Source organism: Chitinophaga sp., from assembly GCF_036569185.1.
Classification (GTDB): domain Bacteria; phylum Bacteroidota; class Bacteroidia; order Chitinophagales; family Chitinophagaceae; genus Chitinophaga.
The window spans coordinates 25,215-38,373 of the sequence record NZ_DATCRD010000058.1 but is presented as its reverse complement, the minus strand read 5'-3'; the positions used below and the strand labels follow the sequence as shown (position 1 = coordinate 38,373).

The window sequence follows — 13,159 nt, the reverse complement described above, 5'->3', positions numbered from 1 at the left end:
TATATGTTCCATCTCTGCGTCTTCAGTTGCCCAGCAAATAAAAACGCCATTGATGGGTTGGGCAAGCTGGAATAATTACAGGGTGAACATCAATGAAAACATCATTAAAAAACAGGCCGATGCACTGGTAGCATCCGGCTTATCTGCCGTTGGATTTAAATATGTGAATATAGACGATGGCTATTTTAATCAGCGTTATGCGGATGGCACTTTCCGGCTTGATAGTATAAAATTCCCCAACGGGATGAAAGCAGTGGCGGATTACATCCACCAGAAAGGATTAAGAGCCGGGTTTTATTCGGAAGCAGGTGCCAATACCTGCGGCTCTATCTGGGATGCGCAACAGGGTGGAATTGGCGGAGGCTTATATGGGCATGATGAGCAGGATATTCATTTGTTTATGAAGACATGGGGCTTTGATTATTTAAAAGTTGATTTTTGTGGAGGGTTACAGCAAAAGCTTGATGAGAGAACCAGGTATACTGCTGTTAAACAGGCCATAGACCGTACCGGCAGAACAGATATCAACTTTAATGTATGCCGCTGGCAGTTCCCCGGTACATGGGTTACAAAAATCGCCAACTCCTGGCGCATTTCCCAGGATATTACGCCCGACTGGAAGAGCATTGTCAGCATCATCCGCAAAAATACTTTCCTGGCCGCCTATGCAGATCAGGGGCATTACAATGATATGGATATGCTGGAAGTAGGCAGGGGATTAACAAATGAAGAAGATAAAAGCCATTTTAGTTTGTGGTGCATCCTGTCGTCACCGTTAATCCTGGGCAACGACTTAACCAATCTATCCCAACAAACCAAAGACATCTTAACCAATACCGAAGTGATTGCTGTAAACCAGGACACTACCGGTTTGCAGGCCCGGTTAATTGCGGATAACGGGAAAGGATTGCAGATCTGGGCTAAGAATTTAAACGGCAGGATAAGCAAAGAAAGGGCCGTTGTACTTTTTAACGCAGGCGAAACCACGGAAGATATGACCGTTAGCTGGAGAATGCTTCATTTAAAAGGCAACATCAAAGTGCGGGATCTTTGGGCGCACCGGGATCTGAGTGCACTATCCGATACCGCTTTTACAGCAAAGGTGCCTCCCCATGGGGTAGTAATGCTGAAAGTAACCGGCGCCGAAAATATACTGCAGCAAACATTTGAGGCGGAATATAGCTACATGAATAATTACAGCCTCCTGGAAAGTACAGTGGTAAAGCCCCACCAGGCCGATGTAGCCAGGGATACCAGTTGCTCCGGCGGCGCGAAAGCTGTATCACTGGGCAATAATGCCGGTAACTGGATTGAATTCCGGGATGTTTTCGCCAATAAAAGCGGCATATACCGGCTCACCATCACTTACTTATGTGCAGACGACAGGGATATTGCCGTACAGGTAAATGGAAAAGAAAGCCTGGTAAGAAAACTGAATGCAGGCTCCCTTACCAAAGCCGGCAACAGAACGGTGGCCGTTAGGCTAACAAAAGGACGTAACACCATAAGACTTTCCAATGCAAAAGGATGGATGCCGGACATTGATAAAATAAATATAGATGTGAAGTAGGAAGACCGGTACGGATATGCCCTGTCTGCTGTATAGCTCCTCTCTCTGCCTGATGCGCTTCCTGATACCGCTAAACCATATACTGACATTTGGCTACAAACTAATGGAATCTGGCTACAACTGCTTTCTCAAACCCCGGTAGTTTTGTATCCGGTGCAGGCGCCCCCTGATAACCGGGGAGCCATTTTTCATTTAACAGCAAAACTTTATGAGAACCGTTTTAATAACAGGTGCAAACAAAGGCATAGGCTTTGAAACAGCCCGGCAACTGGCGTTGGCAGGCAATTTTGTATACTTAGGCAGCAGGGACCTTCTCAGCGGGCAAAAGGCGGCCGATAAATTAAAGGCCGCCGGTAGTGCCAATGTGGCCCCCATCCATATCGATGTAACCGATATAGAAAGTATCAGGAAGGCTAAGGATGAACTGAACAGTCTTGACCTGCTGATAAACAACGCCGGTATTTCGGGGGAACAGGCGCAGCACATTGCGGAATACAGCATGGAAGCCTTCCGTGCTTTGTTTGAAACAAATTATTTCGGCGCCGTTCAAACTACCCAGGTGATGTTGCCGCTGCTGAGAAAGTCGTCCGCCGCTTCCATCATTAATGTATCCAGCGAAATAGGATCGTTAACCATGCAAACCTCGGCTGAAAGACCACCTAACTGGAGTAATTTTTCCAGCTACGGGGCTACCAAAACTGCGCTGAATGGCTTTACCGTTATGCTGGCAAATGAATTGCGCGGGGAGCATATTACGGTTAACAGTGTTACACCGGGTTATACCGCCACTGATCTGAACCAGTTTAAGGGCTTTAAAAGCGTGGAAGAAGGCGCCAGGGCAATTGTGCAGCTGGCAATGCTGGACGACAGGACCGTGACCGGCAGGTTCTTCAAAGACGGCGGAGAAATTCCCTGGTAGGACAACCGCTAATGAGGTTTAATGCAAAAGCCTTGCAGCAATCCGCTGCAAGGCTTTTTACATGATGGTTTAGAAAATAAAATTGGTACTGAGGAATTCAGAGCTGTGCTCATTCACAATATCTTCCAGCAGTTTTTTATTGGTATCATTCATTTTGGTAGCTACGAGCGACCGGATAGAGAAAGAGCGCAACGCATCATGCACGGAGAGGGTGCCTTCTGCGCTGTCTTTCCGGCCGGTAAAAGGAAATACATCCGGTCCGCGCTGACACTGGCTGTTGATATTCACCCTGCTTACCTGGTTCACCAGCGGATCTATCAGGGTAGCTATTTCATCAGGGTTATTGCTGAAAATACTTACCTGCTGGCCATGTGGCGATTCGATGAGGTAATCGATGGTTTCTTCTATCTCGTCGTAAGGCACCACGGGTATTACCGGCCCGAACTGTTCTTCCCGGTAGAGTTTCATTTTATCATTTACAGGATATACTACCGCCGGGAATACAAATGATTCATGGGTAGCGCCGCCGTTTTCATTCACAACGGCTGCACCATGGGCGATGGCATCGTCCAGCACCTCGCGGATATAGGCAGGCTTGCCGGGCTCGGCTACGGGCGTGAGCTGTACGCCCTTCTCCCAGGGCATACCGAATTTCATTTTGCTGATAGCCTCACTGAGGCGTGCATTGAATTCATCGGCAATAGAACGGTGCACAAACAGTATTTTAATGGCAGTACAACGCTGACCATTATACGATAATGCTCCGAGTATGGATTCATTCACGGCCACCTGTATATCTGCATGCCGGGTAATAATAGCAGCATTTTTGGCATCGAGGCTTAGCACGGCGCGCAGGCGGTTCAGTTTGGGATGGTGCTTGCGGAGATCGTTGGCTACTTTACTGGAACCGATAAAGGCCAGTACATTGATCTTACCGGTGGCCATAATACCGGGTATTACGGAAGCGCCGCGGCCATATATCGTATTCACCACGCCTTTGGGGAAGGATTCCATGAAAGCGCGCAGCAGGGGATAATGCACCAGCGTACCATGTTTGGGCGGTTTAAAGAGAATGGTGTTGCCCATCAGCAACGCAGGGATCAGCGTGGTGAAGGTTTCATTCAGCGGGTAGTTAAATGGGCCCATGCAAAGTACCACACCCAGCGGGGAACGGCGGATCTGTGCAATAGTGCCCTCCCTGATCTCAAAGCGGGAAGAGCTGCGGTCTATTTCTTTGAGCGCATCTATTGTGGCATTTATATATTCTATGGTACGGTCAAATTCCTTGATGGAATCTGCATAGGATTTCCCGATCTCCCACATGATCAGTTTTACGATCAGGGTGCGTTGCTCCGTCATTTTACGGGCAAATACGGAGAGGCAGTTAATACGCTCATTCAGCCGCATGGTAGGCCATTCGCCGCGACCGTTATCGTATGCGGCAAGCGCGGCATCCAGCGCTTCAAAGGCCTCTTTTTCGGTGCCTAACGGGTAAGTGCCTATCAGCTTACGCTTCAGGCCATCCGCCGTAGGAATGTTAATAGGAGAATACACCTCGCTCACCGGTCCATCCCATTGTTTCATCTCTCCATTTACCAGGTACTCTCTCTGATGAATTTCAGAAATACGGAACTCTTCGGGTATTTCATTTTCCTCAACAAAGAGTTTCTTAAGCTCATCTTGAAAACTCATGTGTTAAAATTTTATGCGTACAAATTACACAAATAAGGATGAAAAGTAAACATAGAATGTTTCGATAGGGGCGTATAAAAAATCTATCAGGTATTTTTAAGGGAGATGAAAAGAGCGATTGAAAATGTTGCTAACTTTTTTATTTTCAATGATTAACCCTTAGTTTTGCTGGCTGTTTTAAAATATGTTGCGCATGCCTTTGACGAAAGTTTTGATCACCGTTAAAAGTTACCCCACATTATCTTCCCATTATGATGAACAGGTGAGCATCGCCGGTTTCAGGGAAGACGGTGTGTTTATCAGGATATACCCGGTTCCCTTTATAAAGAAAAGTTACGAAGAACAATACCAGCTGTACGACTGGATAGAACTGGACCTGGAAAGGAATACCAGGGATTTCAGGCTGGAAAGTTTCAGGCCGGTATCTATGGAGACCCCTGTAAAGAAGATTGGGCACATCGGCACAGAGGATCACTGGAGCGAAAGAAAAGCCATTGTACTGAAAAATGTATACCGCGATCTGTCGACGGTTCTCATGGAAGCAAAGCACGAGGCGTTTTACACCTCCCTGGCAGTATTCAAACCAACCCGCGTACTGGGTTTTGAGGCAGCCGAAACTGAACGGGAATGGGATAGCAGCCGCCTGGAGAAATTGCGGGAAGAAAAAGAAAGCGGCCGGGTAGCTGAACAACCGGAAGATCCTTTTGCCGTGATGAAAAAGCTGCCTTACCAGTTTTCTTTCCGTTTCACCGACAGCAGGAACAAGGAAATTACCTTACCGGTGGAAGATTGGCAGTTGGCCTCCCTCTATTGGAAAAGCCTGAAGAAGCACAGTGGACCTGATAAAGAACAAAAGGCCATTAATGACCTGAGAAAAAAATACCTGCAGGAATACGCCCGGCACACTGACCTGCACTTCTTCCTGGGCACCACCCAAAATGTACATGCAAGTTCCAGACAGCCGTTTACCATTGTGGGATTGTTTCATCCTACAGTGCCGCCGGCAGTGGTGCAGGGGAGTTTGTTTTAAGCAGACAGCTTCTTCCGCTTCATCTCTTCAAAAAATAACCATTCACTTTCAGACAGTTTATTTTTACTGAGAGAGATAAGAAAACGGGGCGATTCATTTGTTACCAGCCATACATTGTTTGCAGTGATATCAATATTCCTGATCCAGGTCCAGTCTTTTGTTTCCGTAGACTGTTTGTTTTTATGCACTACTACAATATTCGCTTCGCTGAAGGTGACCTCCGCATCAAAGTCAATTTTTTTCGCCATCATCACGGAAGAAAAATGATACAGCGGTACCAATATCACTATAGCAAAGAGGAGAAAGTAAATTAATCCTGAAAGCAAAAAGCCCGGCGGGTTTAACGGGAAAATATACGCGATGATCAGTATCGCGAATAAATATCTCCACAGGCTTCTCTTAAAAAAAAAGTAAAGTTTAGCTTTCAGTACGCTGTTGTAATTGATCGTTATTCTCTTTGTTACCATGACATGCTTTATTAATGATTAACAAACGGTTCCGGCTTAGTCAGGCCAGGCTTTGAATATACTGGTCCAGTTGCTGGTCCTTCTCCAATCCAAGCTTTTGCTTGATACGGTAACGGGCCATGCGGATGCTCTTGGGCGCTATTCCCAGTCGCATGGCCACCTCTTTATTGGACAGGCCCATCAGGATATAGGAGCAATATTTTAAGTCCAGCCGGGTAAGACTGTTCTGTGCTTTCTGTTGCAGTTGCGAAAAGAAATCAGGATGTATTTCTGCGAAATCAGATTTCAGGGTTTCAAAATCTTCATCCAGCCGCTGGTCTTCGCTGATGATACGGTCCATTTGCCGCAGGATGTTACTGTTCCCCGCTTCGCCGGTGATCTTATTTCGGAGCGTAAGCAGCAGCTCACTCTTTTCCTGTACCCGGAGGGTGCCTGCCAGCAATTCTTTATTGAGGCGTTGCTGCCGCTCCAGCAGTAATTCCTGTTCTGCCTGCAGGCGGGCGGCTTCTTCTTCCCGCAGCCGGGCTTCGAGCTGTGATTGCAGGTCGGCGTCTTCTTTTTCCTTTGCCAGCAGCAGCTGACGTTGTTTGGCGGCTTTCAGCCGGAAGTGATAGGAGCGGAAGAGGAACACGAATGCGATCAGGCCAACGATGATGAGGCAAAAGTAAATGAAGTTGAGATGTTTGTTAAATGCCGCTTTTTCCTTTAGTGCAGCGAGGGCCTGTTCTTTTTGATCAGATTCATATTGGGCTGCGAGCTTATTGATACTGGTAAGCTTACTGGAATTGAAGTAGGCCTTATCGTATTTCATATAGTCTTTATAGTACTGCAGGGCTTTGGCAGTACTCCCGCTTTGCTCTGCCACACGGGCCAGCCCGGACAGCATGCGGGCTTTGGTAAAATCGCGCGTGGTAGAATCTTCTTCCGCTTTTGCAAGCCCCATCAGCAGTATTTTTTCAGCCTCGCTGTACCGGCCTTCTTTCAGTGCATATTCGCTTAATATGCCATAGCAGTTGGCCACTATCTCAGGGTATCCGATCTTCCCGGCAATGGTGAGCGCAATATTGATATATTTCTCGGCGCTGTCTTTATATGCAGAAGGATAATACTCAAAATAGATATCCCCGTTATTGAGTGCGGCGACGGCCGCGGTATTACTGAATACGATCCTGCCTTCCTGCTGACGGGCCACCTCCAGGCAGCGGTTATTGTAGTGAAGCGCCGAATCCAGCAGGGCATGGGCGGCCGTATCGGCCCGGTAGCGTTCCAGGAAGGCATTGCCCAGCGCCTGGTAACCCCTGCACAGGTCGTCGGGATCGTTACTTTTCAGCGCCGTTTGCCAGCTTAAGCGGATAAACTTGTTGTAATTGTCTATATCATGGTTGCTCCAGTAGATGCCGGCAATATAGTAATAGGCAATATTCTCATAATTGTAGGCTTCCTTTCCTTCCAGTAGCTGTAATGATTTCAGCAGGCTGGCCATCGACTGGTCATATTTCTCATCTGAAAATTCCAGTATGCCCTTACGCAGCCATACAAAGCCTTTCACCAGTTTGTTATCTGTGCGCCCGGCGTAATATAAGGCGCTGTCGATCGCCGTATGAACGGCTGCATAATCTTTTACCTGGTCGTACAGGTAGGCCAGCGTGCCATAAGTAAAGGCCTTATACTGGCCATCTTTTAAGGAATTCCCCATTACCAGGGCTTGCTGTTCCAGGTGGATAGCTTCATGAGCATTTTTGTAGAACAGGGCTCTCGCCAGTTTGGCGGTGGTCATGATCCGGCTTTCCGGTTGGGTGTCGGAAGTAAGCGCCTTTCGCAGGGAATCAATGAGTATATCCTGGCACACTGCTTTGCCAGGGCAGATGCCCAGGAGTAAAATGAAAAGGCAAACCTGTAGACGCCTGGTAGTTATCATGCAGCAAAAATAGGCGTTCTGATGGAACAGCGGGAATATGAGTTATTAATATGCTTGATCCGTAAATAACTGATAAGTAGTTGGTAACACTTTTCGTAGACGCATTGTAGATGCGCCTTTCCAGGGTAGTAGACCCTCTGTAGCTGCCTGGAATTCGTTTCAAAGCATATATGAAAATACTTTTAGGGCATATCAAAACACAACACTTATGACAAACAAAACACTCGCTATCATTTCCTACATTACCATAATAGGTTGGATTGCCGCCTACCTTGAGTATAAGAAAATGAAAGAAAGAAACCCGTTGGTAAGCTATCACCTGGGGCAGTCGCTCGGCATTATTATTTTCTCGGTGGTGCTTGCTGTTGTTACCGGCATTGTGGCATCGGTGACCCCCTCGCTGGGTATTATTTTATCTGTAGCCGGCCTTCTTCCATTGGTCCTGATTATATTCGGCATTATCGCTGCCAACAATGAATCCAACAGTCCTATTCCCGGTATAGGGAAGTTTTTTGAGGGGAAATTTGATTTCATCGATGAATAGCAAAAGTAATAGTGCTGACTAAATGAGCCTGTTTTTTTTCAAGGAAATCCGCCCATAATTTTCCGCCAGGATTTCATGTCTGAGATAAATCCTATAAAAATACAGTAAATATAGTACTATGTAATAAATAGTACTATATTTACTGTAGTAATAAAACAGACATGAAATATTCTTATATATTATTGGTAACAGCGCAATTGGTAGCGGCCAGCCTATGTGCGCAGACGGGTACATATCAGCCTGCCCCGTTGAAAATTAACGACCTCGTTCATACAAAACTGGATGTCCGGTTTGACTACAAAAAATGTTATTTGTATGGAAAGGAATGGATTACATTAGTTCCGCATTTTTATCCGACAGATAGTTTGTGTCTGGACGCGAAAGGGATGGATATTCATTCGGTTGAGCTGATTGACAAAGGACATACCAGGCCATTAAAATTTACTTATGACAGCTTAAGTCTGAACATTAAACTAAACAGGACTTATCTCCGGTCAGAAAGATACCAGGTTTATATTTCCTACACAGCAAAGCCGAACGAGCGCAAAGGGCTCCGGAAAAATGAAAAGGGACTGTATTTTATTAATCCCGATGGCAGCGAAAAAAATAAACCTGTTGAGATTTGGACAGAAGGAGAACCCGAAAATTCCTCATGCTGGTTCCCTACAATTGACAAGCCGAATCAGAAAACGACATCTGAATTAAGCATGACGGTTCCAGCCAGCTATGTAACACTGTCCAACGGCTACCTGGCCTCACAAAGGAAGAACGCAGATGGTACCCGTACCGACACGTGGAAGATGGAACAACCTAATGCGCCTTATTTATTCATGATGGCAGTGGGTGATTTCAAAATCTATAGGGATAGTTGGCGCGGAAAAGAAGTTAGTTATTACCTGGAACCTGCATATGCGCCTTACGCAAAAGATATGTTCGGTGATGTACCTGAAGCGATTGGCTTTTTCTCTAAGGTTACGGGGATAGATTATCCGTGGAACAAATACTCAGCCATCGTTGTCCGTGATTATGTAAGTGGGGCCATGGAAAATACCACGGCCAACGTATTTGGCAGTCAAAGTACCCGCCGTGGGCTAATGGACCAGTATTATCGTACAGGCGTTCAGCACGAACTGTTCCATCAATGGTTTGGCGACTATGTGACCTGTGAAAGCTGGAGCAACTTAACATTGAATGAATCCTTTGCAGACTTCGGCGAAATCATATGGCTGGAATACAAGTATGGAAAAGACGCCGCAGACGAACATGTAAATAACGGGTTGAATGCCTATCTTGGAAATCCCGTCAATCATAAAGTTCCCCTGGTCAATTTTTATTACAAAAATATCAGCGAGGTTTTTAATGCAGTAACTTATCAGAAGGGTGGTCGTATACTGAACATGTTACGGAATTATTTAGGAAATGATGTCTTTTATAAAGGCCTGCATATTTACCTGGTAAATAACGCATTTAAAAATGCAGAAACGACGCAACTACGACTGGCGATGGAGGAGGCCAGCGGTCTTGACCTGAATTGGTTTTTTAACCAATGGTATTATGGCGCGGGTCACCCCATATTGGATATTAGCTATCAATGGGATGAAAGGTCAAAAACAGCAACTGTTTTTATTGCTCAGAGCCAGGACGGCCAAACATTTAAACTGCCTGTTGCAATAGATTGCTATACCGGTAACAGGACGGATCGCCGGAAAGTGATATTAGACGGCAGGGCCGACACTTTAAGATTTAAGCTAACAGCAAAACCGGACTTGATAAATGTGGATGCTGATAAAATATTGGTGGCTCAGAAAAATGATCACAAAACGGCCGACGAATACGCTTTCCAATATTTTCATGCTCCGCTTTATCTTGACCGCTACGAAGCTTTGGACTTTGCCTCCAGGAACAGGGATAACGAGGCGGCCCGGCGCATTATTATCGCCGCGCTGCACGACAGGTTTTCTGGTCTTCGTAACAAAGCAATACAAGCCCTGGACATGGATAAAGAGGATACACGTAATATTAATCAGGAGTTATGGCAGGCAGCTATCCCGGCTTTAGCTGACCTGGCTGGCAATGATGAAAATACATTAGTCAGAACATCAGCGTTGGTAACATTGGCCCTTCTGAAAGATCCGTCACATTTTACATTATTTAAGAAAGCACTAACCAGCCAATCTTATAAAGTAGAGGCAGCAGGCCTTCATGGCATCAACGGAATAGATTCCATATTAGCGGTGCGGGAAGCCGAAAAATTTGAAAATGATAATGAAGGCGATCTCACACAGCAGATCATAGGGATTTACGCTACCAGGGGAGGTGATGCTAAATGGCCGTATGTATATCAACGCTATACCAGTGGAACAGTACAGGAACAGATACAGCTTACTGAGAAAGTATCCGGGATGATCGGCAGGTTAAACAGCCGGGAGTATATACGCCAGGGAATTGAAGAATTAAAGTTGATCGGTATTAAATATAAAAAGGATGGCGCTGCTCCTTATATTTCCCGGTATCTCACAGGCATCAAAGAAATAAGAATGAAACAGAATGACACCACATCAGCAGAGATAGCGGCTATGGCTCTCAAAGCACTTGAGGAAGCAAAATGACAGGAAGGTTAATTAAAAGCGGCTTTAAATGCCAGGGGCGACAGGCCCGTTTTGGATTTAAAGAAGCGGCTGAACGACTGTGGATGCTCAAATCCCAGCTCATAGGCAATTTCGCTGACCGACAGTGCCGTGGTGGAAATTTTTTCCTTTGCCTTTTCAATGAGGCTGTCGTGGATATGCTGCTGGGTATTTTTGCCGGTTAAAGTGCGTAGCAGGGTGCCCAGGTAATTGGGAGATATATTCAGCGCACTGGCCATATACTGCACCGTTGGCAGCCCGTTTTGCAGCAACTGGTTACTGTCCAGGTACTGGGAAAGGATTTCCTCGAAACGGGCCAGGATATGATGATTGGTGATCTTACGCGTTACAAACTGTCGCTGGTAAAAGCGCTCCGCATAATTGAGCAGGGATTCTATCTGCGGTATGATGATGCTTTGGGTGAATTTATCGATAGAAGAATGATATTCCTTCCGGATAATATCTACAATATTATTCAGCACCGCTTCCTCTTTCGGGGAAAGGAACAGGGCCTCGTTAACGGCATAATCGAAGTATTCGTATTTCCTGATGGTTTTGGCCAGGGGCGTATTCCATAGAAAATCCGGGTGTATGAGCAATACCCAGCCGGAACAGTCGGCCGGTTTCCCGGCAGTATGCTCAATACTGAATATCTGGCCGGGGGCCACAAAGAACATTACGCCTGCGTCAAAATCGTATTGCTGCTGCCCGTATTTAAACCTGATATCCTGGTGCCGTTTGAGGGCAATGGAATAGAAATCGAGCAACAGTGATTCAGCTTTCCCCGTGTAGCTGATATCTTCTACATTTACAACGCTGATCAGCGGGTTTTCCGGTTCCGGTAATTCCCGGTAGCGGTGAAACGCTGCAATGCTATGTATCCGTTTCGGCTGGTGATTACTCATTTATCAATTGTTTTTCCCGTTGTAAATAACCGCAAATTCCCTGGCATAATCTTCCAGTTTTATTTTACCGTATTCAGGGCGGTGATGAACAAGATCTTCCGCCAGTTTACCGTTATGAAGGCTGCTGTATATCTCTGTCAGATACTGTGCCAGTAAAGGAGGAACGCCGGCCTGTAAATACCTGTTCCGGGCTTCTTCGTCGGAGATCAGCCGCCATTCAAGATCCGGCTTCCCGATTTCTTTACCTATGGCGGCGGCTATTTCGCTGCAGGTCCTTTCATCGCTCATTACATAACGGATTTTCCGGTGGGTACCGGGTTGCGCCGCTTCGTCTGCTATGGCTGCCGCGATATCATCGGGATGCACCAGTTGTATCAGATCGTTTCCGCCACAGTTGATAGCAATGAATCCCTGGTTCCTGATCATATCTGCAAAGGATAGCAAATTATAATAAAAAGAAGTAGGGCGCATATGGGTGATCTGCACGTTTTCCAGTTCATCCAGGATCTCCTCCACGTAATGGGCACCCAGGATAACGCCGGTGCCTTTGCTGAGATGCGCGCCGAAACTGCTTAAATTAATCACCCGTTTCACCCCCGATTGCCTGATAGCTTCCGCATAATTTTCACCCACGCTCCTGTAGAACTCCAGCAGATCGGCAGCGCCATAAAAGGAGGGCACCATGGTATAAACGATATCTGCCCCTGAGAAAGTATCCGTCAGCAAATTTACATCTTCTACGGAACCTGTTACGGCTTTTGCGCCCATTGCTTCAATAACAGGCGCGTTCTGCTGCTTACTGGTGATCACGGTTAGCTGGTGCCCGTTTGCCACCAGCCTGGGTACAAGCGGTTTGCCGATATGGCCAATTGATCCGGTTACTACGATTTTCATATTGTCTGTTATTTTGTTTACACAAATTTCCAGACAATAAGCCCGGCAGAAATAACCAAACCATTGGTTGTTGTAGCTAAAGTGTGAGTGAACCTCAGTTGAGAAATTTATTTAAATTTATATTTTGAAGAGAAAAGATAATTACTCCATGAACCCTCCCAACAATATTCCCCTTATTACAGGAGAAATAGCTGATTACTACTACGATCAGCCATCCGGTATTTTATATTCTTACTCTAAAAGCATTCTGAGAACGGTGGAAAATATTTCAAATAATATTAAGCTGGTAAAGGAAATCACTGGCAATAAAAAAGTGCCGTTGCTCATCTATCTCACCAATTCTCCTGTTCCCGATAAAGCAACCAGGAAGTTTTCAACGGAGCAATTACCTCATGTATATACCGCCATGGCCATGGTTTCAAAACCCGGCCTGGCAAAGCTGATCATGAATATCCTGTTTAAGCTGAAAGCGCCGCCTATTCCCATGAAGTCGTTTAGTAATGATGAGGAAGCAAAGATGTGGCTGCAGCAATATGCGTGAGAAGAAAATGAAATGAAAATGGCCCATCACCCAACCGGATGATGGGCCATTT

General features: G+C 46.0%; 11 protein-coding genes. 6 read left to right on the top strand and 5 right to left on the bottom strand.

Annotated elements, in window-relative coordinates; all coding sequences use genetic code 11:
• A partial coding sequence (locus VIM72_RS04355; RefSeq protein WP_332001643.1) for an alpha-galactosidase occupies positions 1–1,570 on the top strand: 1,570 nt, incomplete at its 5' end.
• 208 nt (positions 1,571–1,778) lie between these two features.
• Positions 1,779–2,489, top strand: a complete 711-nt coding sequence (locus tag VIM72_RS04350; protein WP_332001642.1) for an SDR family NAD(P)-dependent oxidoreductase — start codon at positions 1,779–1,781, stop codon at positions 2,487–2,489.
• 69 nt (positions 2,490–2,558) lie between these two features.
• On the opposite strand, the gene VIM72_RS04345 is transcribed toward VIM72_RS04350, so the two are convergent.
• The gene (locus VIM72_RS04345; RefSeq protein ID WP_332001641.1) at positions 2,559–4,181 is read right to left on the bottom strand and encodes an NADP-dependent glyceraldehyde-3-phosphate dehydrogenase; all 1,623 of its coding nucleotides are present in this window, start codon (positions 4,179–4,181) and stop codon (positions 2,559–2,561) included.
• Between the two features lie 193 nt (positions 4,182–4,374).
• Between VIM72_RS04345 and VIM72_RS04340 the strand changes: the two genes are divergently transcribed.
• Positions 4,375–5,211, top strand: coding sequence for a hypothetical protein (locus VIM72_RS04340; RefSeq protein ID WP_332001640.1), 837 nt, complete (start codon positions 4,375–4,377; stop codon positions 5,209–5,211).
• On the opposite strand, the gene VIM72_RS04335 is transcribed toward VIM72_RS04340, so the two are convergent.
• Entirely contained in the window at positions 5,208–5,678 is a 471-nt protein-coding gene (locus VIM72_RS04335; RefSeq protein WP_332001639.1) for a hypothetical protein, read from the bottom strand. The genes VIM72_RS04340 and VIM72_RS04335 overlap by 4 nt on opposite strands.
• 40 nt (positions 5,679–5,718) lie before the next feature.
• The gene (locus VIM72_RS04330) at positions 5,719–7,596 is read right to left on the bottom strand and encodes a helix-turn-helix transcriptional regulator (RefSeq protein WP_332001638.1); all 1,878 of its coding nucleotides are present in this window, start codon (positions 7,594–7,596) and stop codon (positions 5,719–5,721) included.
• Positions 7,597–7,804: 208 nt separating this feature from the next.
• Between VIM72_RS04330 and VIM72_RS04325 the strand changes: the two genes are divergently transcribed.
• Positions 7,805–8,140: a DUF4870 domain-containing protein gene (locus VIM72_RS04325; protein ID WP_332001637.1), complete on the top strand. Its 336-nt coding sequence runs from the start codon at positions 7,805–7,807 to the stop codon at positions 8,138–8,140.
• Between the two features lie 161 nt (positions 8,141–8,301).
• Entirely contained in the window at positions 8,302–10,749 is a 2,448-nt protein-coding gene (locus VIM72_RS04320; RefSeq protein ID WP_332001636.1) for a M1 family metallopeptidase, read from the top strand.
• A gap of 8 nt (positions 10,750–10,757) precedes the next feature.
• Here the strand turns inward: VIM72_RS04320 and VIM72_RS04315 are convergent, their stop codons facing one another.
• Together VIM72_RS04315 and VIM72_RS04310 are read right to left on the bottom strand one after the other, a co-directional pair.
• The gene (locus VIM72_RS04315) at positions 10,758–11,672 is read right to left on the bottom strand and encodes a helix-turn-helix domain-containing protein (RefSeq protein ID WP_332001635.1); all 915 of its coding nucleotides are present in this window, start codon (positions 11,670–11,672) and stop codon (positions 10,758–10,760) included.
• Positions 11,673–11,675: 3 nt separating this feature from the next.
• On the bottom strand, positions 11,676–12,566 hold the full coding sequence (locus VIM72_RS04310) for an NAD(P)H-binding protein (protein WP_332001634.1): 891 nt from the start codon (positions 12,564–12,566) through the stop codon (positions 11,676–11,678).
• A 124-nt stretch (positions 12,567–12,690) separates the two neighbouring features.
• On the opposite strand from VIM72_RS04310, the gene VIM72_RS04305 reads away from it, so the two are divergent.
• Positions 12,691–13,107 (top strand): STAS/SEC14 domain-containing protein, encoded by a 417-nt coding sequence (locus VIM72_RS04305; protein ID WP_332001633.1) that lies wholly within the window; start codon positions 12,691–12,693, stop codon positions 13,105–13,107.
• Positions 13,108–13,159 lie beyond the last annotated feature (52 nt).